The sequence below is a fragment of the Chloroflexia bacterium SDU3-3 genome (assembly GCA_009268125.1).
Taxonomy (GTDB): domain Bacteria; phylum Chloroflexota; class Chloroflexia; order Chloroflexales; family Roseiflexaceae; genus SDU3-3.
In genome coordinates, this window is the sequence record WBOU01000001.1 from 292,399 (window position 1) to 317,036 (window position 24,638).

At 68.1% G+C, this 24,638-nt stretch carries 25 protein-coding genes; 22 read left to right on the plus strand and 3 right to left on the minus strand.

The features are described from left to right. Window positions 1-2: 2 nt before the first annotated feature. From F8S13_01290 to F8S13_01310, 5 genes are all read left to right on the plus strand, one after another. Complete coding sequence (locus F8S13_01290; protein KAB8145743.1) at window positions 3-2,087, plus strand: AAA family ATPase; 2,085 nt, start codon at window positions 3-5, stop codon at window positions 2,085-2,087. Beyond that, a complete protein-coding gene (locus F8S13_01295) occupies window positions 2,084-5,917 on the plus strand; it encodes a helicase (GenBank protein ID KAB8145744.1) in 3,834 nt (1,277 codons plus the stop codon). The genes F8S13_01290 and F8S13_01295 overlap by 4 nt, the downstream gene beginning before the upstream one ends. Before the next feature lies 1 nt (window position 5,918). Beyond that, window positions 5,919-7,823: a DUF1998 domain-containing protein gene (locus F8S13_01300; protein ID KAB8145745.1), complete on the plus strand. Its 1,905-nt coding sequence runs from the start codon at window positions 5,919-5,921 to the stop codon at window positions 7,821-7,823. Between the two features lie 88 nt (window positions 7,824-7,911). Then, window positions 7,912-8,301, plus strand: a complete 390-nt coding sequence (locus F8S13_01305; protein ID KAB8145746.1) for a VOC family protein — start codon at window positions 7,912-7,914, stop codon at window positions 8,299-8,301. Between the two features lie 43 nt (window positions 8,302-8,344). After that, window positions 8,345-8,632, plus strand: a complete 288-nt coding sequence (locus tag F8S13_01310) for a hypothetical protein (protein KAB8145747.1) — start codon at window positions 8,345-8,347, stop codon at window positions 8,630-8,632. A gap of 218 nt (window positions 8,633-8,850) precedes the next feature. On the opposite strand, the gene F8S13_01315 is transcribed toward F8S13_01310, so the two are convergent. Continuing rightward, window positions 8,851-9,417: a hypothetical protein gene (locus F8S13_01315; protein ID KAB8145748.1), complete on the minus strand. Its 567-nt coding sequence runs from the start codon at window positions 9,415-9,417 to the stop codon at window positions 8,851-8,853. A gap of 44 nt (window positions 9,418-9,461) precedes the next feature. Between F8S13_01315 and F8S13_01320 the strand changes: the two genes are divergently transcribed. Together F8S13_01320 and F8S13_01325 are read left to right on the plus strand one after the other, a co-directional pair. Next, window positions 9,462-9,875, plus strand: coding sequence for a hypothetical protein (locus F8S13_01320; protein ID KAB8145749.1), 414 nt, complete (start codon window positions 9,462-9,464; stop codon window positions 9,873-9,875). A 222-nt stretch (window positions 9,876-10,097) separates the two neighbouring features. Further along, on the plus strand, window positions 10,098-10,724 hold the full coding sequence (locus F8S13_01325; GenBank protein KAB8145750.1) for a hypothetical protein: 627 nt from the start codon (window positions 10,098-10,100) through the stop codon (window positions 10,722-10,724). A gap of 165 nt (window positions 10,725-10,889) precedes the next feature. Here the strand turns inward: F8S13_01325 and F8S13_01330 are convergent, their stop codons facing one another. Next, entirely contained in the window at window positions 10,890-11,252 is a 363-nt protein-coding gene (locus F8S13_01330) for a VOC family protein (GenBank protein KAB8145751.1), read from the minus strand. Between the two features lie 58 nt (window positions 11,253-11,310). Between F8S13_01330 and F8S13_01335 the strand changes: the two genes are divergently transcribed. The 4 genes from F8S13_01335 (at window position 11,311) to F8S13_01350 (ending at window position 12,906) form a co-directional block, all read left to right on the plus strand. Then, window positions 11,311-11,754 (plus strand): MarR family transcriptional regulator, encoded by a 444-nt coding sequence (locus F8S13_01335; protein ID KAB8145752.1) that lies wholly within the window; start codon window positions 11,311-11,313, stop codon window positions 11,752-11,754. 19 nt (window positions 11,755-11,773) lie between these two features. Beyond that, window positions 11,774-12,388, plus strand: a complete 615-nt coding sequence (locus tag F8S13_01340) for a DUF479 domain-containing protein (protein KAB8145753.1) — start codon at window positions 11,774-11,776, stop codon at window positions 12,386-12,388. 83 nt (window positions 12,389-12,471) lie between these two features. After that, window positions 12,472-12,720, plus strand: a complete 249-nt coding sequence (locus tag F8S13_01345; protein ID KAB8145754.1) for a hypothetical protein — start codon at window positions 12,472-12,474, stop codon at window positions 12,718-12,720. A 96-nt stretch (window positions 12,721-12,816) separates the two neighbouring features. Beyond that, window positions 12,817-12,906 carry a winged helix-turn-helix transcriptional regulator gene (locus F8S13_01350; GenBank protein KAB8146078.1) on the plus strand — a complete coding sequence of 30 codons (90 nt, stop codon included), beginning with the start codon at window positions 12,817-12,819 and terminating at the stop codon, window positions 12,904-12,906. 28 nt (window positions 12,907-12,934) lie between these two features. Here the strand turns inward: F8S13_01350 and F8S13_01355 are convergent, their stop codons facing one another. Beyond that, window positions 12,935-13,417: a hypothetical protein gene (locus F8S13_01355; protein KAB8145755.1), complete on the minus strand. Its 483-nt coding sequence runs from the start codon at window positions 13,415-13,417 to the stop codon at window positions 12,935-12,937. Window positions 13,418-13,645: 228 nt separating this feature from the next. On the opposite strand from F8S13_01355, the gene F8S13_01360 reads away from it, so the two are divergent. The 11 genes from F8S13_01360 to F8S13_01410 all read left to right on the plus strand — a co-directional run bounded on the left by F8S13_01360 (window position 13,646) and on the right by F8S13_01410 (window position 24,631). Continuing rightward, window positions 13,646-14,212 carry a macro domain-containing protein gene (locus tag F8S13_01360; GenBank protein KAB8145756.1) on the plus strand — a complete coding sequence of 189 codons (567 nt, stop codon included), beginning with the start codon at window positions 13,646-13,648 and terminating at the stop codon, window positions 14,210-14,212. 36 nt (window positions 14,213-14,248) lie between these two features. Further along, the gene (locus F8S13_01365; GenBank protein KAB8145757.1) at window positions 14,249-14,872 is read left to right on the plus strand and encodes a suppressor of fused domain protein; all 624 of its coding nucleotides are present in this window, start codon (window positions 14,249-14,251) and stop codon (window positions 14,870-14,872) included. Between the two features lie 99 nt (window positions 14,873-14,971). Then, window positions 14,972-15,262, plus strand: coding sequence for a steroid delta-isomerase (locus F8S13_01370; protein KAB8146079.1), 291 nt, complete (start codon window positions 14,972-14,974; stop codon window positions 15,260-15,262). Window positions 15,263-15,431: 169 nt separating this feature from the next. Continuing rightward, complete coding sequence (locus F8S13_01375) at window positions 15,432-16,259, plus strand: alpha/beta hydrolase (protein KAB8145758.1); 828 nt, start codon at window positions 15,432-15,434, stop codon at window positions 16,257-16,259. A gap of 402 nt (window positions 16,260-16,661) precedes the next feature. Then, entirely contained in the window at window positions 16,662-17,210 is a 549-nt protein-coding gene (locus F8S13_01380; GenBank protein ID KAB8145759.1) for a TetR/AcrR family transcriptional regulator, read from the plus strand. Continuing rightward, entirely contained in the window at window positions 17,203-18,477 is a 1,275-nt protein-coding gene (locus F8S13_01385; GenBank protein ID KAB8145760.1) for an MFS transporter, read from the plus strand. The genes F8S13_01380 and F8S13_01385 overlap by 8 nt, the downstream gene beginning before the upstream one ends. 164 nt (window positions 18,478-18,641) lie before the next feature. Continuing rightward, complete coding sequence (locus tag F8S13_01390; GenBank protein KAB8145761.1) at window positions 18,642-19,553, plus strand: glycosyltransferase family 2 protein; 912 nt, start codon at window positions 18,642-18,644, stop codon at window positions 19,551-19,553. After that, on the plus strand, window positions 19,550-20,806 hold the full coding sequence (locus F8S13_01395) for a glycosyltransferase family 4 protein (protein ID KAB8145762.1): 1,257 nt from the start codon (window positions 19,550-19,552) through the stop codon (window positions 20,804-20,806). Before F8S13_01390 ends, F8S13_01395 begins: the two co-directional genes overlap by 4 nt. Further along, the gene (locus F8S13_01400) at window positions 20,757-22,241 is read left to right on the plus strand and encodes a hypothetical protein (GenBank protein ID KAB8145763.1); all 1,485 of its coding nucleotides are present in this window, start codon (window positions 20,757-20,759) and stop codon (window positions 22,239-22,241) included. Before F8S13_01395 ends, F8S13_01400 begins: the two co-directional genes overlap by 50 nt. Window positions 22,242-22,256: 15 nt before the next feature. Then, a complete protein-coding gene (locus tag F8S13_01405; GenBank protein KAB8145764.1) occupies window positions 22,257-23,318 on the plus strand; it encodes a DUF362 domain-containing protein in 1,062 nt (353 codons plus the stop codon). Further along, the gene (locus F8S13_01410) at window positions 23,315-24,631 is read left to right on the plus strand and encodes a cytochrome P450 (GenBank protein ID KAB8145765.1); all 1,317 of its coding nucleotides are present in this window, start codon (window positions 23,315-23,317) and stop codon (window positions 24,629-24,631) included. The genes F8S13_01405 and F8S13_01410 overlap by 4 nt, the downstream gene beginning before the upstream one ends. Window positions 24,632-24,638 lie beyond the last annotated feature (7 nt).

Below are 24,638 nucleotides of genomic sequence, written 5' to 3' on the forward strand. Positions count from 1 at the left end.
CTATGGCCGCATACGAGCTCTCATTCACGCCCACCTTCTACAACGAGTCGCTCAACGTGCCACGGCACGTGAGCAAGAGCATCACGCAGAAGCTCAAAGTGCTGGAGGGCGACCCGATCTCAGCCCTGGGCGACGCCAAGAAGATCAAGGGCTACGCCAATGTCTACCGCGTGCGCGTGGGCGACTACCGTGTGTTCTACAGCGTGGGCCAGGGCTGGGTGAAGCTGCTGAGCGTGCGCAAGCGCGACGAGCGCACCTACGCCGACGAGCTGCCCGCCGCGCCCGCGCCCGCCGCTGCCCCCGATGCGGCGGCGCTGGCCCCCCACGCCGAGGCCGCGCCGCCCGTCTACACGCCGCCCGCCTATGTGCCGCCGCCTGCGGCCAGCGCCCCGCTGCCCTACGCCCTCACCCCCGAGCTGCTGGCCCAGTGGCGCATCCCCGAGGATCACTGGCCCGCCGTGCTGCGGGTGCGCACCGAGGACGACCTGCTCGATCTGTCCATCCCCGAGCGCTACGTCAGCCGCCTGCTCGACACCATGTTCCCGCGCGCCCTGGAGGCCATCGCCACCCAGCCCGAATACCGGCTGGCCCAGGCCGAGGATGTGGCGCTGTTCGAGACCGAGGATCTGGGCGCGTTCCTGCTCAAGCTCTCGCCCGAGCAGGCCGCGCTGGTGGCCCAGCAGCGGCGCGGCCCCACGCTGGTGAAGGGCGGCCCCGGCACAGGCAAATCGACCCTGGCGCTCTACCGCGTGCGCCATCTGATCGAGCGCGGCGTCGGCCCCATCCTGTTCACCACCTACACCAACGCGCTGGTCAGCTACTCCGAGCAGCTGCTGGCCCAGCTGCTGGGCCGCGACCCCGCCGCGTGCGGCGTGAAGGTCGGCACCGTCGACGCGCAGGCCATGCACTACTACGCCAAGGCGCACGGCTGGGCCAACTTTGCCACCGACGGCCAGATCGAGGCCTGCCTGACCACGGCGCTCGCAGAGGCCGAGATCCCGGCGGCCAACGTCTTCGACCGCCAGGTGCGCCAGCAGGCCCTGGCGCGGCTGGGCAGCGCCTACATCCTGCAAGAGTTCAATGATGTGCTGCTGGCCTGGGGCGTGGAGCGAGCCGACGACTACGTGGCCATGGAGCGGCGCGGGCGGCGCACCCCGCTCAAGGCCAGCACCCGCGAGGCGCTGTGGGCCGTCTACACGCGCTGGCGCGAGCTGATGGCAGCGCAGCGGCTCGTCACCACCGCCATCGTGCGGCTGGAGGCGCTGGCCGTGGCCCGCGCGCTGCCCGCCAAGCCCTACCAGGCCCTGATCATCGACGAGGCCCAGGATCTGCCGCCGGTGGCCATCCGCCTGCTGTGCGCCCTGGTCGCCACCCCCGACCACCTCTACCTCACCGCCGACGCCGCCCAGTCGATCTACCAGCGCGGCTTCAGCTGGCGGCAGATCCACGCCGACCTGACCATGGCCGGGCGCACCCTAGTGCTGCGCAAGAACTACCGCAACACCGCCCAGATCGCCGCCGCCTGCGCCAGCATCCTCGACGCCGAGGTAGCGGGCGACGCCGAGAGCATCCAGCAGGAGCTGTCGCCCATCCTGGGCGAGCCGCCGCGCATCCAGCTGGTGGCCAGCGAGCGCGAGGAGGTCGAGGCCGTGCGGGCCTTTCTGGTGGATGCGGCCCGCCACTACCGCCTGCCGATCTTCACCGGCGCAGTGCTGTGCCAGGGCCAGCGCACCGGACAGCAGCTGGCCCAGCGCCTCACCGCGCTCGGCATCCCCGCCGTGTTTCAGAGCGGCAAGCAGATCGACATCACCGTCCGCCAGGTCAAAGTGCTGACCATCCACTCGGCCAAGGGGCTGGAGTTCCCCTTTGTGGCCGTGGTGGGGCTGGATGCCGGGCGGCTGCCCCGCCAAGACGACGACCTGCCCGCCGAGGAGCAGGCCGCCGCCGACGAGGCCCAGCGCCGCCTGTTCTTCGTGGGCAGCTCGCGGGCCATGCGGGCGCTGCTGATATGCGGCAGCCGCCAGACACCCTCGCCCTTCCTCGACGCGCTCACGCCGCCGCTCTGGGAGCGAAAGGACCACCTATGATCGCCACCATGAGGCTCGCCGCCATCCTCCCGCAGGGCCAGGGCGCGCTCAACACCATCGGCGTGCAGCTGGCCCAGCGCCGCGTGCGGCTGGACTGCAGCGATGTGCCGGAGCTTGACCCGGCCCAGCTCGAATTTCTGCTGGCCGCCATCCCCGCCGACTGGGACTTTCTCGAACTCGATGAGGTGATCGATACCCAAACGCTTAGCCCTGGGCTGGCCGCGCAGCTCTTGTCCTGGGTGCACCGCCGCGCCGGTCGCGCCCTGCCCGCAACGCCCCTGCCGCCCAGCCCGCCCACCCAGCCGCCCCACCCAGCCCCGCCCGTCGCCATCCTGCGCGAGCGCCTAGAGCAGCTGGTGATCGCCGACCTGCTCGGCCCCAGCGGCGGCCCCGAGGAGATCATCGACGAGCGCACGGTGCGCGGGCGCTACATGGTGGGCATCCTAGCCCCGCGCAGCCAGAGCCGCCTGCCCGAGGAGCACGATGAGGATGCCCCCGCCGAGGACGGCGGCGAGGACGGACAGCCCGAGGCCGCGCCATCCAAGGCCAGCACCGCCGCCATGCTGCCCTCCTCCATCGGCATGACCTTCACCATCGACGAGCAGGCCAGCGCCATCCAGGTAGCGGCCAGCTGGGGCCGCTACGAGCGCGCCAGCATCGAGGAGGATCGCTTCCGCAACAAGGACGGCAGCTACCGGCGCGTCTGGCGGCGCGTGCCCATGGCAGGCCGCTCGGGGCGCATCCCGCTGCGCGAGGGCAAGATCGAGACATGGACGCCGCACCCCGACGCGCCGCAGGTGGTAGTCGAGGGCCGCATGCGCCGCCGTGGCGGAAACTGGATCGTCACGCTGTTCCTGGTGAACGGGCAGGATGAGCCAGCCAAGCAGAAAGATAGCGCCTGGGTATTTCAGCCCGAGCTGCGCGTGGCCGCCCCCGATGGCGCGGCCATCTTCCAGCGCCGCCAGACGCCGCCCGCCCCCAGCGACGCGGCGGAGCGCCAGGAGGAGCGCCAGATGGCCATGCGCTACCGCAACTATGTCGAGTTCGCCGTTGGGCATGGTGTCTCGGTCGACGCCCAGCTGGCCGAGGGCGCGGTCGACCGCGCCACCGCCGTGTGGACCAGCGTGGTGCCCGCCTACGAGGTGCCGCAGACCACCCCGCCCACCGCCAAGGACATCCCTGCGCTGGCCACGCTCACGCTCGACATGCAGGCCCTGGCCGATCTGCCCAACGGCGCGTTCAGCGCCCACCTCGCGCCCCTGGCCGACGCCTACGAGGCCTGGATCGCGCAGCAGGATCAGCGGCGGCACTTTCCCACATCCGACCTCGCAAACTACACCGCTGAAGCGGCGGCAGCCCTACGCGACTGCCGCACCGCGCTGGAGCGCATCCGGGCGGGCATCGCGCTGCTGGATAGCAACCCCCAGGCCGCCGACGCCTTCCGCTTCGCCAACCGCGCCATGGCGCTCCAGCGCACCCGCACGCGCTACGCCGCCGAGCGGCGGCGCGGCAGCACCGCCGAGGTGGCCAGCTTCGATACGCCCGACACCCACTCGTGGCGCGCCTTCCAGCTCGGCTTCATCCTGATCAACCTGCCCGGACTCACCGACCCCACCCACCCCGACCGCGCCACCCCGCAGGGCGCGCAAGCCAACCCCGCCGACGCCCTGGCCGACCTGCTGTGGTTCCCCACCGGCGGCGGCAAGACCGAGGCCTACCTGGGCCTGACCGCCTACACGCTGGGCATCCGCCGCCTGCAGGGCGTGGTGGCCGGGCGCAGCGGCCTGAGCGGCGTGGCTGTGCTGATGCGCTACACGCTGCGCCTGCTCACGCTCCAGCAGTTCCAGCGCGCCGCCGCCCTGATCTGCGCCTGCGAGGTCATCCGCCGCGAGGCCCCCAGCCGCTGGGGCGACGAGCCGTTCCGCGTGGGGCTGTGGGTCGGCCAGCGCTCCACGCCCAACAGCATCGAGCAGGCCGAGGAGGCGGTGAAAGAGCTGAAGAAGAGCGGGCGGGCCAGCGGCAGCACGCCCCACCAGCTCACCCACTGCCCGTGGTGCGGCGAGGCCATCGTGGCCGGGCGCGACCTAGTGGTGGAATCGGCCAAGCAGGGCCGCGCCCGCGTGCTGACCTACTGCGGCAGCCTGCTCGACCAGTGCGCCTTCAACCAGCGCAGCGCCCCGGGCGAGGGCCTGCCGGTGATGGTGGTGGATGAGGAGATCTACCACCGCCTGCCATCGCTGCTGATCGCCACGGTCGACAAGTTCGCCCAGATGCCCTGGAACGGGCGCACCGCCGCGCTGTTCGGCCACGTGAGCGGCCACTGCGAGCGCCACGGCTACCTCACCCCCGACATGGAGCACGCCGAGCAGCGCCACCCGCCCGTGCGCGGCGGCCTGCCCGCCGCCCTGGTGCGCGAGGCCGCCCCGCTGCGCCCGCCGGACCTGATCATCCAGGACGAGCTGCACCTGATCAGCGGGCCGCTGGGCACCCTGGTGGGCCTCTACGAGACCGCCATCGACCACCTGGCGAGCTGGGAGGTGGGCGGCATGCGCGTGCGGCCCAAGGTCATCGCCTCCACCGCCACCATCCGCCGCGCCGCCCAGCAGGTGCACAGCCTGTTCCTGCGCCGCGTGCAGGTCTTCCCGCCGCAGGGGCTGGATGCGGGCGACACCTTCTTCTCGATGCAGCGAGCCCCCAGCCCCGAGACGCCCGGGCGGCGCTACCTGGGCATCTGCGCCCCCGGCATCCGCCACAAGACCGCGCTCATCCAGGCCTACGTGGCCTTCCTTGCCTCGGCCCAGCAGATCGCCGAGCAGGCCGAGGCCGCCGAGGCCGACCCGTGGATGACGCTGGTGGGCTACTTCAACGCCCTGCGCGAGCTGGCCGCCATGCGCCGCGCCGTGGATGACAGCGTGAGCACTCGCCTGCGCCGCATGGAGCAGCGCGGCCTCACCAAGCGCTTCCTCAACCCCTGGAGCGTGCGCGAGCTGACCTCGCGCATGAGCGCCGCCGACATCCCCGACGTGCTCAACCTGCTGGAGCTGCCCTTCACCGCCGCGCCCAAGGCGGGCAAGCCCACCCGCGCCGCCGCCGAGGGCAGGCCCATCGACGTGCTGCTGGCCACCAACATGATCTCGGTGGGCGTGGATGTCGAGCGGCTGGGCCTGATGGTGGTGGCCGGGCAGCCCAAGTCGACCGCCGAGTATATCCAGGCCACCAGCCGCGTCGGGCGGCAGCGCCCCGGCCTGGTGGCTACCATCTACAACTGGACGCGCCCGCGCGACATGAGCCACTACGAGCGCTTTAAGCACTACCACGCCACCTTCTACCAGTACGTCGAGGCCCTGTCGGTCACGCCCTTCTCCGCCCGCGCGCTCGACCGGGGCCTGTCGGCGGTGCTGGTGGCTATGGCGCGGCTGGGCGAGCCGCGCTACAATCCCAACGGCGGCGCGGGGCTGCTGGATGCCACACACCCCGCCGTCGCCGCCGCCCAGCAGGCGCTGGCCACGCGGGCCGCCCATATCGTGGACACGCCCGCCGGCGACCAGGTGCAGGCCGCTGCCGCCACCCGCATCGACCAGTGGCTCGACCGCATCACCCGCAGCCGGGGCGCGCGGCTCGGCTACAAGCAGCAGGGAAAAGAGGAAGTTGCCTTGCTCGGCAAGCCTGGTGGCGACTGGAATCTCTTTACCTGCCTGATGTCGCTGCGCGATGTCGAGCCGACGGTCAATCTCATTCTTGACGATGGGGGAATGGATAGATTAGATGAGCAGGCCTGGACCTTCAGCGCCAGCGACGACCCCGCCCCCGCCGATGAGGAGGACGCCTAACATGGCAACACTCAAACACCCATGCGTCGGTGACGTGCGCCCCAGCCAAGTCATCTTCAGCTACGGCGTGGGCGCACTAATCGACCTGCCCCATATTTCTGTACTGGTGATGGGGCTGAATGATTGGAATGTCGGTGGTCAAGTCTCACAGGTTATTGAGGAGGAAAGACTGCTCGAAACCATACGTGTGCAGCTTGGCCCACAGGTCAAACAGCTCCTTGGCCCACCCGCGCTCTCACCCGAGGACGAGCAGATAGCCTTCGCCAATTCGCAAAATCACGTTGGTATTCCTGTCGCGCTCTTCCCTCGGTGGCTTGTCTGCCCACGCTGCCAACGCCTTGCGCCGCTGAGCGTCGGTCTATTCAAGCGCATCGACGATCTCTATCACCCCGAACGTACGCGCTATGTACATGAGGGATGCGACGCATCCAAGGAGAAAAATCCTGTTGCCGTGCCCGCCCGCTTCCTGGTCGCCTGCGAGCACGGCCACCTCGACGATTTTCCGTGGATCGAGTTTGCCCACCGTGGCCCGACAAATTGCCGTCCAAAACTCCGTCTGATTGAGTACGGCCCCAGCGGTGAAGCCCGTGACCTGGAGGTGCGCTGCGAAACCTGTAAAGCATCACGCCGCCTCTCCGACGCCTTCGGCGACGAGGGGCGCAAACACATGCCGCAGTGTCGCGGGCGGCGGCCCCACCTGCGTGACACAGACCCCACACCCTGCGACCAGCACGCCAAGACCATCCTGCTGGGCGCGTCCAACCTGTGGTTCGCCAGCGCCATCACCGCGCTGGCTATCCCCACCGAGCCGGTGCGGCTGGCCCAGCTGGTGGCCGAGAAGTGGAGCACGCTGGCCAACGCCAAAACCAGCGAGTTTCTCACCTTCGCGCGGCAGATGTCGCCCGATGCCTTCCGCGACTTTATCGGCTACACCGACGCGCAGATCTGGGATGCCATCGAGCGCAAGCGCGCCGCCGACGCGGCAGGCGAGCGCCCCAGCGACATCCCCGACCTCAAGCGCAGCGAGTGGGAGCAGCTCGCGCAGCCCGCCAGCCACACGCCGACCAAAGACTTTCGCCTGCGCGAGACCGCCGTGCCCAGCGGCTTTGCCGACACGCTGGCGCGCGTGGTGCTGGTCGAGCGGCTGCGCGAGGTGCGCGCCCTGATCGGCTTCACGCGCATCGACGCCCCCGGCGAGTTCGGCGAGGAGCTGGCCGCCGCCGAGGTGCGCCGCGCCCCCATCAGCCGCCAGCCGCCCGCCTGGGTGCCCGCTGCCGAGGTGCGCGGCGAGGGCATCTTCATCCAGTTCCGCGAGGATGCGCTGGCCGCGTGGCTGCGCCAGGGCGCGGTGCAGCAGCGCGACGGCCAGTTCTCCAATGCCCACATGCGCTGGCGGCAGTCGCGCCACCTCACCCCGCCGGAGGCGTTCTACCCCACCATGCGCTACGTGCTGCTGCACAGCTTCGCCCACGCGCTGATGCGCCAGCTCGTGCTGGAGTGCGGCTACACCGCCGCCAGCCTGCGCGAGCGCATCTACGCCAGCGCGCCCACGCCTGACCAGCCCGCCGACCCCATGGCGGGCGTGCTGATCTACACCGCCGCCCCCGACAGCGAGGGCACGCTGGGCGGCCTGGTGAGCCTGGGCGAGACCGCCGCGCTGGCCCGCCACCTGCGGGCGGCCCTGCGCGACGCCGAGCTGTGCGCATCCGACCCGCTCTGCGCCGAGCACGAGCCGGGACTGCGCGGCACCACCGTGCACGCCGCCGCCTGCCACGCCTGCCTGTTTGCGCCCGAGACCTCGTGCGAGCGCGGCAACAAATACCTCGACCGCGCGGCGCTCATCCCAACAATGGAGCAGAGCACTATCGCCTTCTTCCCACCAGACCTTAAGATAGGTTTGCTCTAGCCCGGTGCGCATAGGGCCGCCTGATTCACACACGCTCATCTGTGCTACAATACTCCCGTTGGGATGGGGCATAGATCAGGATAGCAACATGAAAATCGGCTTCCAGCTCTACCTGCGCGATAGCGCCAAGGCGGTGGCGCTCTACCAGCGGGCCTTCGGCGCGACGCTGGGCCACCACGTCTACAGCCCGGACGGCACATTCATGCACGCCGAGCTGTACGTCGATGGTACACTGCTGCTGGCTGTGAGCGAGGCCAACAACACCCATGCCCAGCAGGACATGGCGCGCTACTCTGCGACCACCTACCCGGCGATGAACTTCTGCGTGACGCTGGAGAGCGAGCAGGCCGTCAGGCATGCCTACGCGGCGCTGGCCGAGGGTGCCAACATCCTCTACCCGCTGGGGCCGCTGCCATGGAGCGCGTGCTGCGCCAATGTGGTCGACCGCTTCGGGGTGTTCTGGTACCTGACGGTGTAGGGCAGGGGCATCGTGGGCAAAAGCCGCACACGCGATGGGGGTTATGAGCGCACACCAGCACACGCTGGCCCAAAGCCAGCGCTACCGCATCTACCACGAGTTTGAGGCGGTGTTTCTCGACACGCCCGACCGCAAGAGCATTGTCATCGGCGATTTCTACGGCGGCCCAACGGCGGCGATCATCGATCGCGACGAGCGGTGTTGCGAGGTCGTCGGCTGCGGCATCACGCTCTACTACCTGCGAAGCCCATTCCAGCCATACCAGATCGATGCGCGCTCGCCGCAGTGGGCCACATTTCACAGCGGTGCAACCGACACGCGTGGTGGGTGATCAGCCTTGAGCAGACCGGCCCTTGCCACGTGCGCTTTTCGCTCGACCCATATGGCGAGGTGGTGGGGACATACGAGCTACACACGCAGACTCAAACGATCAGCGCAATCGCAACAGCCCACCCAAACGCATTCTAAAGGCGCTATTCTATGCAGCAAAAGCCGCAACCTGATCAGAGTATGCTTCCCGCGCCCCGCAGCGCAACCGAGCTAGAGCGCCTACTGCGCCGTGAGCTTGAGATGGTCGCACAGCACCCCGAGCACACCCTCGACCCGCGTCGACGGCTGCTCATCTACGATGCGCTCGGGCCGACCTACGCATTCCCGAGTAGCCAGCAGCGGGCGGAGCAGATCCGGCAGGGGGCGCTCCTCCTCACACGAGGTGACCGCGTACGAGCGCGGGTCGCCCTGCTGGCAGCGCGGCGCGTCCTGCCGATCTGGGATAGCGAGATCGCGCAGTCGCCTGTCGCCACGCCCGCCGAGACCGAGCAGGATATCCGCTACATGCTGGAGATCATCACCCAATACGATCTGCCAGCGCCGATCCAGCCGCTGTTCCAAGCGCTGCTGCCAGAGCGGCCCCGGCCCGTGAACTACCAGCAGCTCCGCCTTCTGGCGCAAGCGCACCGAGCGCATCTGGAAGCTGCGCAGGCGCTCATGCTGCATGAGCTGATCGGCGGTGCCGTCCAGGCGCAGGCCGCGCAGGCCGACAGGCAGCTTCGCATCCCACTCGACCCGCACCTGACTGCGCGGCGGCTCATCGCTGGACGCACCTTTTTGGAGCATTCCGCACCGAGCTGCCGCAGTATGCCTGCGATCTGGCCGAGGCTGTGCTACGGGAGGATGCTGCCCCCAGCGCGAGTATGGAGGAGAGCGGCACATTTCAGGAGGCTCTCGGGAATACGTTCGGGTGGGATGAGGAGATCTCCACACGCGCGCTGGATAGCGCGGCGGCGGCGGGCGAGGCGCTGCGCCAGGCCTTGGGCTTCCACCCGTTCTCTGGCATCGGCGCGGCGGCGACGCCTGCGGCCCGCGCCAGCGCAGGCGAGATCGCGCTATCAGACGAGGGGATCTCCTTCTCCCTCAGCCCGCAGCGCCAGCTCCGCTTCTGGGCGTGGTGGCTGACCGAGGCCATCCCCCAGGCGTGGGCGGCTGAGGCGCTGGCCGAGGATGCCGCCATGCCGACGGTGGCTTTTATCCAAACCGTGCGAGCCTTGCCCCCAGCCTCAACAACATACGCTTGACACCGATAGTACGATAGGGACATCTGCCCAACGAGCAAAGTAGCACAGCAATACCATACAAGCATCATTCACCGCGCCCAGCGCACTGACGCCGCAGGGCGACCGCCTGCTGTGGCACCCGCCAACAGAGCTGTGATCGATAGGCGCATCGCCGCCAGCATATGAAGGAGCGCCGCCCTGGCATGGACCGAATTTCCGCTGACGCCCGATGAGCGAGAGGAGATGGCCGAGCTGATCGCCGAAGGGCTGACAACCCTGCATGTCGAGGCATCAGCCGCGCCGCTGGCGATCGTCGAGGCGATCAGCGCGCACGTGGATGGGCAGCGCAGCGCCGCCCAGGCCGACGAGGACGACTACGCCCTGTTCATCCTGAACAGATGTCACTTTTTTGTGCGGGGCTTCTCGATGCGGCACATGACGAGAGAACACGTGCCAAGCTATGCACCACATGAGAGATTGAGAATCTCATCCACCCGGCCCATGCGGCGAAGGTGCTGCTCACGCAAACTGGCCATATGCACGAACGATAGCAGCCTGATTTCCAGCGCGGGAACGCCCAAAATTGGGGGTTCGAAGGGGGCATCGCCCTCACATGGTGTCACTTTCATGAGCGCGGCATTGGAAAGCAGCACAGGACGCAAAACCGCGTGCCGGACCATGCACAGCAACCATCGCATGCAAACCAACCTCAAAACAAGCACCGCCCAGCCCTACCCACTCGGCCCATGCGGCGAAGGTGCCACTTATGTTTTGATGGCCATATGCACGAACGATAGCAGCCTGTTTGCAGCACAGGAACGCTCAAAATTGGGGGTCGAAGGGGGCATCGCCCCCTCGCGGGGTCGCTAGGGGCTGGCCCCTAGCCGCCGCCCGCGCAGGGCACACACCCACCGAACAACAACCACCATCACCATCGAAGCCGCAGCCGGTCGCCCCAACCGCGCAACGCTGCAAGCATTGCCTACGGTCGGCCCGGCCCGAAAGCGCCCATGCGAGGCGCTCTCCCCCCAGGCGCTAGGGCTTATCGTGCATCGTGATGACATAGCCATCAAGATCCTTGAAGCGGAAGGTCATGCCAAACGGGCCAGGCGCTGGCTCATCCAGCAGCTCCACACCGTGCGCCTTGAGCCGCGCATACAGCTCGGGCGCGCTGTCGCAGCGGAACCAGAGCGCCACACCGTGGCCCAGCGGGGCGTTGCCGAGCGGCCCCTGCGGCACGCGCACGGCGAACGGCACCGGCGATGTCTGGAACAGCACCGCGCCGGGCGGCGACTGCGGCGCGCGCTGAAGCCCCACCACCTCGCTGTAGAAGGCGGCGGCGCGGTCGAGGTCGGGCACGTTCAGCGCGAGAAAATCGGGGCCGTGGATGGTTGTCATCGCTCTCTCCTCGTGATATCATATCAGCACACTGATACTATAGTATAAGCATGCTGATATGTCAAGGGCGGCACCTATGACGACCAATGGAATGAGCCATGAGCTAGGCTACCTGATCAAGGAGGCCCAGCAGACGATCCGAAACAAGATGGACAAAGACCTCGCGGAGCTTGGGCTGACCACGCCGCAGTACTCGGTGCTCTCCGAGCTAGAAGAGTTCCCCGGCCTCTCCAGCGCCGATCTGGCGCGCAAGAGCTTTGTGACGCCGCAGACCATGAACCTGATCGTGCAGAAGCTGGAGGAGCGCCAGCTGGTGCGGCGCTACGAGTCCAAGACCCACGGCAAGATCATTAGCACCGAGATCACCGCCGAGGGTGCCGAGCTGCTGGCCCTGGCGCACCAGCGGGTGCGCGAGGTGCAGGCGCAGATCTTCGGCAGCCTCTCGGCGGGCGAGGTAGCCACGCTCTCCAGCCTGCTGAAGAAGCTGCGGGGGCGCGGCTGAATAGCCGTTGGGCAACACCATGAACTACCTAGCCCACCTGCTGCTCTCGCCCGACGACGACCTGGTGCGCCTGGGCAACCTCTCCGGCGACTTCCTGCGGGGCGTCGACGAGGCCGCGCTGCCCGCCGCGCTGCGGCGCGGCCTGGCCCTGCACCGCGAGATCGACCGCTTCACCGACGCGCACCCCGTGGTGGCCGCAAGCCGCGCGCGGGTGCGCCCGCCGCACCCGCGCTTCGCGGGCGTGCGGGTCGACGTGTTCTACGACCACCTGCTGGCCTGCCGCTGGGAGGAGTACGCGCCCGTGCCGCTGGCCGCATTCACCCGCGCCGCCGAGGCCACGCTGGCCCAGCACCACGCGCTGCTGCCGCCCGCGCTCCAGCAGATCGCCCCGGCCATGGCCACCGAGGGCTGGCTCGGCTCGTACCAGACAATGGCGGGCGTCGAGCGGGCGCTCGGGCGCATCCAGGCGCGCATGCGCCGCCCCGCCGATCTGGCCGCCGCCGCCCACGAGCTGCGCGACCAGCGCGCCGCGTTCGAGCGCGATTTCCAGCGCTTCTTCCCCGCGCTACAGCGCCACATGGCCCAGCGCTGGGCGCAGGGGGGCGCTACATCCGGCGAGACATGCCATATATAGAACCAAAAGCATCGCTGCCAAACATAGATTATTAGGCAAGCAGCCTAACCATCGCTCGGCAGATCGACGAGCTTCCCCAGCGCGTGTTCGACATGCTCCTGTGGCACATGGTCGATGCCGATGACGCGCAGGCGAGGGCCATCGTGGCTCTGGGGCATCCGTGCATCCTGCTGGTACACAGAGAGCAGCTCGATGATCGGCTGGGGAGCGGGCAGCGCTTCAGGACGCCGCTCCCCAGCCTGCCCGAGCCGGTGTGGTACATCATCCTGCCGTTCCTAGACGATGAGCTAGAGCTGCTGATCAGCACCATCGCGCGGCGGCTTGGGATCTAGCACGCGCTTGGCCAGGAGGGCTGGCGCAGGACATCAGCCCGAGGACGCTGGCCGAAAAGCTGCACCAGCTGGAGGAGCAGGGCCTAGTGCAGCGCAATCTACCCCGAGGTGCACCCGCGCGTGGAGCACGCCCTCACCGAGCATGGCCGCACGCCCCAGCCGATCTTCAAGGCCATGCGCGACTGAGCAGACGCTGGATGGATGCGGGCGGAGCCTAACGCTGCGGCTGGGCGAGCGGCTCCGGCACCACATCCTCGTTGAGCCACGTATGAATGAGCGTGGTGGTGAGGTAGAGCAGGCCGATACTGCCCCAGATACCAGCCAGCACGCCCTCGCCGCTGCCCGAGGCGCTGGCGTAGACCATCACGGTCAGCGGCCAGCGCGCGAAGCCAAGCAGCGCATAGATAATGCCACGCAGCCTATCGGCGGGGGCGACCGCCGCCATGCCAAACACGGGCACGAGCAGCACCATCTGCGGCAGCGTAACCAGAAACGGGTGCGCCACAGGCAGGCCCGATGCGGCCACAATCAGGCCGATCAGCAGCGTGTTCACCAGCGGCTCCCAGAGCATCAGCGCCAGCAGGTACAGCAGCTTGGATCGCCCAGGCTCGCGGGCCGCCCTTCCGCCAAGGCGGTGTGCGATCACCGCCGCATAGATAACAACCCCAATAGAAACCAGTGGAATTAACAGCAACATAGTGTGCCTCTTTGATTTGATATGATCTGGTAGCGCTCGCAGGCATATCGTAGCCAGCACAAGCTGCCAAAATCAGGGGTAAAGCTGCCAGCTACTGCCAGTATCGACACATATTCAGGCGCAACAGCAGCAGCCGATGACAACCTGCACAAACGCACTCCAAGTATGCTACAATCCCGCCGCAGCGCCTTCCCGCACGGGTAGGCCACACAAGAAAGCGAGGGCCGCATGTCCACACTCCACGCCGAGCGACACCTGCCCACGGGGCAGCTCGTCCAGGTGCGCCTGGGCAACCTGACCGAGGAGGACACCGACGCCATCGTCAACGCCGCAAACGAGCTGCTGCTCAACGGCGCGGGCGTGGCCGGGGCCATCCTGCGGCGCGGCGGCGACATCATCCAGGATGAGTGCGACGCCTACACCGAGGCCCACGGCCCCGTGCCGACCGGGCGGGCGGTGGCCACCGGCGCGGGCGCGCTGGCGGCGCGCTACGTCATCCACGCCGTCGGCCCGATCTGGGACGGTGGCCAGCGCCACGAGCCGGAGCTGCTGCGCTCGGCCATCCGCAGCAGCCTGGAGATCGCCAGCGAGCTGGGGTTGGCCAGCGTGGCCTTCCCGGCCATCTCCAGCGGCATCTTCGGCTTCCCCAAGGGCCAGTGCGCCCAGGTATTTCTGGAGACGCTACCGGCGTTCTTCGCCGAGCAGCCGGGCAGCAGCGTGCGCGAAGTGCGCCTGACCAACATCGACCAGGAGACCACCGAGATCTTCGCACAGGCGCTGCGGGCGCTAGAATGAACGCACAAGCACAATCTCAGGAAGAAGACGGTATCTATGGCACATAACGATCCGCGCTCGCGCGTCTTGGAAAACTATGTCCGCTGGATGGGAGAGCCAGAAGAGGTATTCGCTCCTGATGAGCTGCCGCCGCACCTCTCGCCCAAACTCGGCGTGCTGCGCTACCCCCACGAGCACTTCTCGGTCTACTGCACCGCAGGCGCAAGCATGGCGATTCTGCCGCACTCAAAAGAGGTCTATGGGGACAATCGTGGGGTGCGCTTCGAGTATCTTTTTCACGGCCCCAATCAGCAGCACCAGCGCATCTGCGAACTGCTGATCATGCTGGCAAGCTACCCCTACACCCAGCACATCATCTACGATTCTGGGTTCATCATCCCTATTGGCACTCCTGTGGCACCTCACTCCAACCTTCGCTATCTCTACCTCACCTACCCCTATCAAGATGACCCGCATATCTTCACCGACACACCGTTTGGCCAGATCTCAACCCCGGATCTGCTCATTCAGACTTGGTGGGCGTTCCCCATCTCGCATGAAGAGGCGCTCTTTGTACGCAGCCATGGGCCTACAGCCTTCGATCAGCAGTGCTACCAGCGGCTGAGCCAGCAGTATGATATCTACAACTTCACACGCCCATCGCTCCTTAGCGAACGATAGCTACAAGAATCATCACAAAAAAGAAGGTTAACAGTGGACCACGAGACGATCATCCAGGGCCAGCTTGACGCGTACAATGCGAAGGACATCGAGCGCTTTATGTCATATTGGGATGCGGATGCAGAGTACTACGCCCACCCCAACGACCTGCTGGCCAAGGGCGCAGATGCCATCCGGCAGCGCCACATCGCGCGCTTCCAAGAGCCGGACCTCTTTGGGCAGCTTGAGCGCCGCGATGTGCTGGGCGGCTTCGTCATCGACCACGAGCTGGTGACGCGCAATTTCCCCGGGGGCAAGGCCCAGGTCAAGGTGGTGGCCATCTACGAGCTGCGCCACGGCAAGATCGCACGGGCCTGGTTTATTGTGGGCGCACCGACGCCGGTGGAGTAAGCGCGCCGCGCCGCACCCTTACGACCGCCTAACTAATATCGGTCAAAGCATTGACAGACATCTTCGGCTTTGCTACACTCGCACCGCATACCCAACCAACGAGGCGCGATCTTCCCCCAAGAACTGGCCAACCGCCCAGCAGAAGACATCAACAGCACAAAGGCCGCCGATGACCCAAGCACAGCGATCAACCTATCTTCAAGACGGCATTGAGTGGGTGCATGTGAAGCCCGCCACGCCAAAGTTCGCCCGCCCGCTCCTCTTCCAGCACGGCATGTGGCACGGTGCGTGGTGCTGGGACTACTGGCAGCAGCTCTTCGCCGAGTGGGGCTGGGAATCGTACGCCATCAGCCTGCCGGGGCACGGCGGCGCGCCCCGCCAGCGGCCAGCGCGCTGGTGCACGCTGGGCTACTACCTGGGCTTCCTGGCCAGCGCCATCGAGCGGCTGCCAACACCGCCGATCCTGTTCGCGCACAGCATGGGCGGGGCGCTGGCGCAGTGGTATCTCAAATACCATGGCGACCTGCCTGCTGCGGTGATGGTGGCCCCGTGGCCATCGCATATGCTGCTTCCGGCCTTCTGGGGGGCGCTCAGGCGCGACCCGCTCGGCGGGCTGATCAACCAGATCACGCTCACATCCAACGGCAGCATCCGCACCCCGGCCAGCGCGGCCTCGCTGCTGATCACCAAGGGCGCACGCTACACCCCCGAGGAGCTACACCGCCAGCTCAGCCCCGAGTCGGGCATCATCCTCTACCAGCACAACCCGCCGTTCTGGTCGCCGCCGCGCCAGGTGCACACGCCCATGCTGTGGTGCGCTGGCGCAGACGATGCGGTCATCCCCGAGCCGATGGAGCGGCGCTCTGCCGCGCACTATGGCGCGGAGTACCTGCGCATCCCCAGCGCCGGCCACAACCTGATGATGGAGCACAACGCCCTGGAGACGGCCCAGAGCATCCAGGCGTGGCTCGCCGAGCGTGATTGGTCAGCCGACTAAGAGCACAAGCAATAAATGCGTTAGTTGAACCAATGGCTAATACCGAAAAGGTCTGTGCGCTTCCCATCCCATAGCTTGACCTTGCCACCGAATATGCAACCGCCAGATGATGTGGCACTCTCGCCAACGATGCGATCATCGCTGTAGGGGCGGGCCTCGTGTCCGCCCACGCCGCATTTCATCGCGTTCATCGCAGGGGCGTTCGATGTTTGCGATGAGATGCGGCGCGGAGAGCATCGGAACGCGCCGAAATCATCTCGTTCCTTGAAGTCTTAGTGCTAAAACGTGCTGCCGAACAAGAGTGCATCGGCCCAACAGCCCGAGGTAGCGCGATCTTGACAACCGTCCACTTGGACGGTACACTCCTCCATACCGTCCACTTGGACGGTATGGAGGAACTCTATGACCAAAAAAGCACCCGAGGAGACGCGCGCCAAGCTCATCCAGGCCGCCGTCGCTATTATTGTTGGGCAGGGCGTGGCGCAGCTCAGCCTCAGCGCGGTGGCCCAGGCCGCCCAGGTGAGCAAGGGCGGGCTACTGCACCACTTCCCCACCAAAGAAGCCCTGCTCAACGGCATCGACGACCGCTCGACCCAGATCTGGCGGCAGCGCCTCGACGAGGCCCTGGCCAAGGAGCCGGAGGGCCAGCCGGGCCGCTGGTCGCGAGCCTACATCCACGCCTGCTTCGAGCGCGACCCCGAAGAGCAAGAGCTGCTGCGAGCCATCGCGCGCATCATGAGCATCTACCCACCGCTGATCGAGCGCTGGCGCACTATCTACGACCAGATGTGGGCCGAAGTCGGCGACGACGGGCTGCCCCCAGGCCGCGCGCTCAGCATCCAGGCCGCCTGCGACGGTATCTGGATCGGCGATCTGATCGAGGTAGCCGTCATCCCCGCATCGCAGCTCGCCGCCGTGCGCGCCGACCTCATGAGGCTCAGCTATGTCTGAGCATATCACCCCAACGACCGGGATGCACGGCGATCTGCAGGGCTGGGATACGATCCGCTGGCGGGCGCGCTTCTTCACCATCTGGTCAGGGCAGGCGCTCTCGCTCACGGGCAGCGCGCTCACGCAGTTTGTGCTGCTCTGGTGGATCACGCAGACCACCGGCTCGGCCAGCGCCCTAACGATCGCCGGAATGATGGCGCTGCTGCCGCTGGCGCTATTCGGGCCGCTGGGCGGAACCCTGGCCGACCGCTGGAGCCGCCGCGCGATCATGATCGTGGCCGACCTGATCACCGCGCTGTGCATGGTGGTGCTCATCCTACTGTTTGAATCGGAGCAGGTGCAGCTCTGGCACGTGTACTGCCTGGTGTTCATCCGCAGCACCATGCAGGCGTTCCAGAACCCTGCGGCGGCGGCCAGCACCAGCATGCTGGTGCCGCCCACATGGCTCACCCGCGCCTCGGGGATGAACCAGACCCTGCAGGGCCTGATGAGCGTGGCCGCCGCCCCGCTGGGCGCGGTGGCGCTGGGCGTGATGCCGCTGCAGGGCGCGCTGATGATCGACGTGGTCACGGCCATCCTAGGCATTACGCCGCTGCTGTTCTACCGCATCCCGCAGCCATCGCGCGGCGGCAGTGCGCACACCGGCATCTGGCAGGATTTCCGCCAGGGCCTGCGCATGCTGGGCCGCAGCCGTGGCCTGCTGTGGCTGTACGGCCTGATGATGCTGATGATCGGCGTACTGATGCCCTCGTTCATGCTGCTGCCGCTGCTGGTGCGCAACGACTTCGGCGGCGGCGCGGGGCACGTGGCCTTTATGGAAAGCCTGAGCGGCGCGGGCATGCTGCTGGGCGGGCTGCTGATCAGCGCCGTGGCCCTGCCGTGGAAGCGTATCCACGTGGTGCTGGTGGGCTACGCGCTCTCGAACCTAGCGGTAGTGCTGACCGGCCTTGTGCCAAACGACATGTTCTGGCTGGCGGTGCTGTGGTGGTTCCTCAGCAGCGTGCTGTATGTGGTGGGCAACGCGCCGATCATCGCGATCATCCAGACCATTGTGCCCAACCAGCTGCAGGGCCGCGCGCTGGCGCTCTCATCCACCATGGTGGGTCTGGCGGGGCCGCTGGGGCTGGCGCTGGCCGCGCCGCTCACCACCGCGCTCGGCCCGCGCGGGCTGCTGGTGGGCGGCGGGGTGCTGGCCACACTGATCACGCTGGTGGGCTTTCTCTCGCCCAGCCTGATGCGTATTGAGGAGCAGCGCATCCAAGAATAAAAGCGCGAACCTCGCTTTTTCCTGATGATTTTGTCAGCTTGGCACATGAAAGCGCCTCTGTAACCGATAGAGAAAGAATGATATAATCTCCCTCAAAATCGTGTGCAAACAGAATAGGTACCGATCGCCCAGATTCTGCGGGCATGTGCCGGTATGAGGGATAGATGCCAGATATAGCCACGCTCCCAACGATAGCAGAACCCGCACGATCCACACCACTGGTGGCGATCATCACGCTGAACTGGAACCGCCCGCGCGAGACACTAGCCTTCCTGGCCTCGTGCGCGCAGCTCGACTACCCCAGCCTGATCACGCTGGTGGTGGACAACGCATCGCAGGATGACTCGGTAGCGCAGGTGGCCGCCCACTTCCCCCGCGCCGAGCTGGTGGTGAACGAGCGCAACCTGGGCTTCGCCGCAGGCATGAACGTGGGCATGCGCCGCGCCATGGCGCTGGGTGCCGACTACGTGTTCTTGGCCAACAACGACACCGTGATCGCCCCCGACGCCATCGGACAGCTGGTCGAGGCCGCCCAGGCCGCCCAGGCCGACATCGCCACGCCCGCGATCTACTACGCCCAGGGGCCAGCCCGCATCTGGTGGACGGGCGGCTACCGGCGCTGGCCCACGCTGGAGATACGGCCCTGCGCCGAGGGCGAGCTGGGCGCGGGGCCGCTGGCGGTGGATTTTGTGACCGGCTGCGGGATGCTGCTCTCGCGGCGCTGCATCGAGCAGGTCGGCCTGTTCGACGAGCGCTTCTTCATGTACTACGAGGACTCCGACTACTGCCTGCGCGCCCGCGCCGCTGGCTGCACGGCAATTGTGGTGCCTGGCGCGCGCATGTGGCATCGGGTGGCCACCTCGCTGGGCGGCAGCGACTCGCCGGGCGAGCGCTACCACATCGCGCGCAGCAGCGTGCAGTTCTTCCGCAAGCACACACGCGGCTGGGCTTGGCTGGTGGTGGCCCCCTACCGCAGCGCCAGCGCCCTGCGCACGCTGCTGCGGCTGCTGCGCCGCCGCCAGCCCAGCGCCGCCGCCGCCCACCTGCGCGGCCTGTGGCACGGGGCCACCCAATGAGCAGGCCGCTGCGCATCCTGATGATCGTGTTCAATCCGGTGGGCAAGGGCACCTACTGGCGGGCCTTCCACTTTGCCCGCCACCTGGCGCGGCGCGGCCACCGCGTGACGCTGCTGGCCATGGCCCGCACGCGGCGGCTGGGCTGGGCCAGCCGCCAGGAGGAGGGCGTGACCATCGTCGAGTCGCCCGACATGCTGTGGGGCATGCTGCGCTCGGGCTGGGATGTGTGGGATGCGCTGTGGCGCTGCGCGTGGTGCAGCCGCCAGGATTTCGACCTGGTGCACGCCTTCGAGTGCCGCCCAACGGTGCTGCTGCCCGCGCTGCTCATGCAAAAGATCCGCCGCGTGCCGCTGGTGCTCGACTGGGGCGACTGGTTCGGGCGCGGCGGCTCGGTAGAGGAGCGCCAGCAGCCGCTGGTGCGCGCCCTGCTGCGCCCAATTGAGACCTTCTTCGAGGAGCGCTTCCGCACCCAGGCCGACGCCAGCGCGGTGATCTGCACCACGCTGCGGCAGAAGGCCGAGGCGCTAGGCGTGCCGCCCGAGCGGATCGCCCGCATCCGTGACGGGGCCGACACCGAGGGCCTGCGCCCGCTCGACCGCGACGCCAGCCGCGCCGCGCTGGGCCTGCCCGCCCATGCGCCGCTGCTGGGCTTCGTGGGCGCGATCTTCTGGCGCGACGCCCAGCTGATGGCCCAGGCCTTCGACCGCATCCACGCGGCGCGGCCCGACGCGCGGCTGCTGCTAATCGGCTATGTCAACATGCCGATCGAGCAGCTGGTCGCCGCGCCGCAGGCCGTCATCCGCAGCGGCGACCTGCGCTACGAGGCGCTGGCCAGCCACCTGGCCGCCTGCGACCTGTGCTGGCTGCCGCTGTGCGACAGCGGGGCCAACCGCGGGCGCTGGCCGCTCAAGCTGTTCGACTACATGGCGGCGGGGCGGCCCACCGTGGCCACCGCCGTGGGCGATGTGCCCGAGGTGATGCAGGCCCACGACATCGGCGCGCTGGCCGCGCCCACGCCGCAGGCCCTGGCCGAGGCCGCCCTAGCGCTGCTGGCCGACCCCGCGCGCCGCGCCCGCCAGGGCCAGCAGGCCCGCCGCGCCGCCGAGGGTGCCTACACCTGGCAGCAGCGCACCGACGAGCTAGAGCAGATCTACGCGCAGGCTATCGCACACCACGAGCAGGCGCGAGAAGGAGCACGACCCCATGGAAGGCCAGAAGCTGCTGGTTATCGGCCTCGACGGCGCGACCTTTGATCTCATCCGGCCCTGGGCTGAAGCGGGCGACCTGCCGTTTTTCACACGCATGCTGCGCGAGGGCGCGCACGCGCCGCTGCGCACCGTGCCAAACACCGACACCGCGCCCGCGTGGACCACCTTCGCCACCGGGCTAAACCCCGCGCGGCACGGCCTGTTCCACGAGCTGAGCTGGACCGCCGACCGCCGCACGCTGCGGCCCATGCGCGGCAGCGACCGCGAGGGCACGCCCTTCTGGAAATACGCCAGCGACGCGGGGCGCGAGGTGCTGGCGGTCAACGTGCCCTTCAGCTACCCCGCCGAGCGCATCCAGGGCGTGATGCTGGCCGGCGTCGACGCGCCCGGCCCCCACGCCGAGGGCTTCTGCCAGCCGCCCGAGGCCCTGGCCGAGATCGAGCGCCACGTGGGCACCTACCGTATCAACAGCAACATCTCCATGGCAATCAAAGAGGGCCGCCCCGAGCAGGGACTGGCCGACGCCTACGCCGTGGGCGAGCTGCACACCAAGGTGATCAGCCACCTGATGGCCCAGCGCCCGTGGGATCTGGCCGTGGTGGTCTACAGCATCCCCGACGAGATGGAGCACTTCTTCTGGCGGCAGATGGCGCAGGGCAAGGGGCCGCAGCGCGACGCCATCCGCGATGGCTACCGCTGGGTCGATAGGCGCATCGCCCAGCTCTACGAGCAGGCTGGCCCCGGCACCACGCTGCTGGTCATGTCCGACCATGGCTTCGGCCCGATCTGCGCCACGCCCGAGTTCCTAGCCGGCTGGCTGGCCGAGCAGGGCTTTCTGCGCTACCAGCAGCCCAGCAGCCAGGGCTGGCAGCAGCGTCTGGTAAAGGCTGCCTACCAGCAGGTACGCCACCTGCCCGAGCAGCACAAGCAGGCGCTGCGCCAGTGGCTGCCCGGCCTACGCAACCGCGTGGAGTCGGATGTGCGCTTCGCAGGCATCGACTGGGCCGCCACCACCGCCTTCGCGGGCGCGTCGCCGTGGGAGATCTGGGTCAGCACCAGGGGCCGCGAGCCGCAGGGCATTGTCGCGCCTGGGGCCGAGTACGAGCAGGTGGTGGGGCGGCTGCTGGCCGCCCTGCGCGAGTGGCGCGACCCCGCCAGCGGCCAGCCCAGGCTGCGCGCCGCCTACCGCCGCGAGGATGTCTACCACGGGCCACACATCCAGCGCGCGCCCGATATCACACTAGAGTGGAACATGGATGTGGCCCCCGACGCCGCGCGGCTGCCGGGGAACGTGAGCCTGTTCGACGCCGACCATCAGCCCAACGGCGTGTTCCTAGCCCTCGGCCCGGGCATCGCGCCCGGGGCATCGCTGCCCGCCGCATCGCTGGCCGATGTCGCGCCCACCATCCTGCACATCTTGGGGGTTCAGCCCGAGGTGCCGCTGGATGGCCGCGCGCTCGCCGAGCTGCTGGAGCCATAGGAAAGGGGAAAAGCTATGCAGGCGCAGGTCGCTCTCATTCAAGGCGACGACCGCTATCGCAACATCGTGGGCGCGCTCGATGCGCTGGGCGAGCAGGCCAGCTTCGCCACATGCCGCAGCGTCGTGATCAAGCCGAACTTTGTCTCGATCGACCACCCGCTCGCCACCACCCACATCGACGCCGTGCGGGCGGTGCTCGATGTCATCCGCCGCAGCTACGCAGGCCCGATCACCATCGCCGAGGGCGCGGCCATCACGCCCACCGCGCAGGCCTTCGAGCGCTTTGGCTACCGCGCGCTGGCCAGCGAGTACCGCGCGGCACTGCTCGACCTGAACGACGACCAGACCGTGCCCGTCCAGGTCTACGACCGCCAGCTCCAGCCGCGCACACTACGCCTAGCCCGCACCATCGTCGAGAGCGACATGCGCATCTCGGTCGGCCCGCCCAAGACCCACGACACCGTGCGGGTGACGCTCTCGCTCAAGAACATGATCATGGGGGCCTTGGTCAACCGCGACGCGGCGGGCAGCGCCAAGCGCCTGCCGCTGCCGCTGCCCGCCATCTACCTAGCGCGCATGGCCGCGCGGCGCGTGGGGGTGGCCGCGCCCACGCTGACACGGCTGGGCCTGGGCGAGGGCAGCGACAAAATAGCCATGCATCAGGGCTACCCAGCCATGAACCTGAACTTGGCGCTGCTCGCACCCTATGTCTACCCGCACCTCGCCGTGATCGACGGCTTCGAGGCGATGGAGGGCGAAGGCCCGATCCACGGCGATCCGGTGCCGTGGCGCGTGGCTATGGCCAGCGCCGACGCGCTGGCCGCCGACACCCTGGCCGCATGGCTCATGGGCTTCGACCCCGCCCTGGTGGGCTACCTGCGCCACTGCTGCGCCATCGGCCTGGGCGTCGGCGACCTGGGCCAGATCGCCACGCGCGGCAATGTGGAGCCGCAGTCGGTGCGCCGCAGCTTCCGCCCGCACCCGGCTGACGCCCAGCAGCAGCAGTGGCAGCTCGACGACGCCGAGTCGTGGCTGGCCCCTGCGGCGGCCATGGCCCTCTCGCTAGGAGCATCATGACACCGCGACCCCAACGACCGCCGCTCATCCGCCGCATGCGGCTGGCCATCCGGCGTACCCCCGAGGCCCTGCTGGCCGCCGCACGCGAGCAGGGCCACATCATCCAGCTGGGCATCGGGCCAAAGCGCCTAGTCATCCTGAGCGAGCCAGCGGCGGTGGAGCAGGTGCTGCGCGTGCAGCACGGGCGCTTCACCAAGGGCAAGGCCCACACCCGCGCCAGGGGCTGGCTGGGCCAGGGTATCCTGGTGAGCGAGGGCGACGAGCACCACCGCCAGCGCAGGCTGCTGGTGCGAGCGCTCGCCCCGCAGCGCGTAGCCGCCCACAGCGACGCTATGGTGCGCCGCGCCGAGCAGCTGGCCGAGCGCTGGCAAGATGGCGAGACCCGCGATATCTGGCAGGACATGCTGCACCTGGCGGTGGCCAACATCGCCGCCGCTATCTGGGGCGAGGATGTGGATGTCGACATACCGATGCTCAGCGACGCGCTTGAGCAGCTGGCCACCTGGCTCAACCAGGGCGGCTCGCCCCTAGTCGCCCTGCGCGACCGCCTACCCCTGCCCGAGCACCGCGCGACCCAGCGCGTGCGCGCGTGGCTCGACGCGCTGATCGACACGCTCACCGAGCGGCACCGCCACAGCCAGGCCGACACCATCCTCTCCAGCCTGCTCCAGTCGGGTGATCCGCTGGTCACGCCCAGCTTTATCCATGATCAGCTGCTGACCCTGCTGCTGGGGGGCCGCGAGACCTCGGGCACCGCGCTGACCTGGACATGGCACCTGATCGCCAGCCACACCGAGATCCAGGCTCAGATCCACGCCGAGCTTGACCGCGCGCTGGCGGGCCGGACGCCCACCATGGCCGACATCGAACACATGCCCTATCTCGAAAACGTCATCCGCGAGGTGCTGCGCATGTACCCGCCCGCGTGGTCCACCGTGCGCCGCGCCCACGAGTCCTGCCGCATCGGCGAGACCCACATCCCCGCCGGGGCCGTGGTGGTGATGAGCCAGTACGTGCTGCACCGCGACCCGCGCTGGTTCGCCCAGCCCGATCAGTTCCAGCCCGAGCGCTGGGATGGCGACGGGCCAGCCTGCCCCAAGGGCGCGTACATCCCCTTCGGCATGGGGCCGCGCCGCTGCATCGGCGAGGGTTTCGCATGGGCCGAGATCATGCTCACCATCGCCGCCATCGCTCAGCGCTGGCACCTGGAAGCGCTGCCCGACCAGCGCATCACGCTGCGGCCCAGCACCTCGCTCCAGCCCGCCCACGGAATCACGCTGCGGGTCGCCCGCCGCAGCCAGCGCACTGTATAGAAAGGCA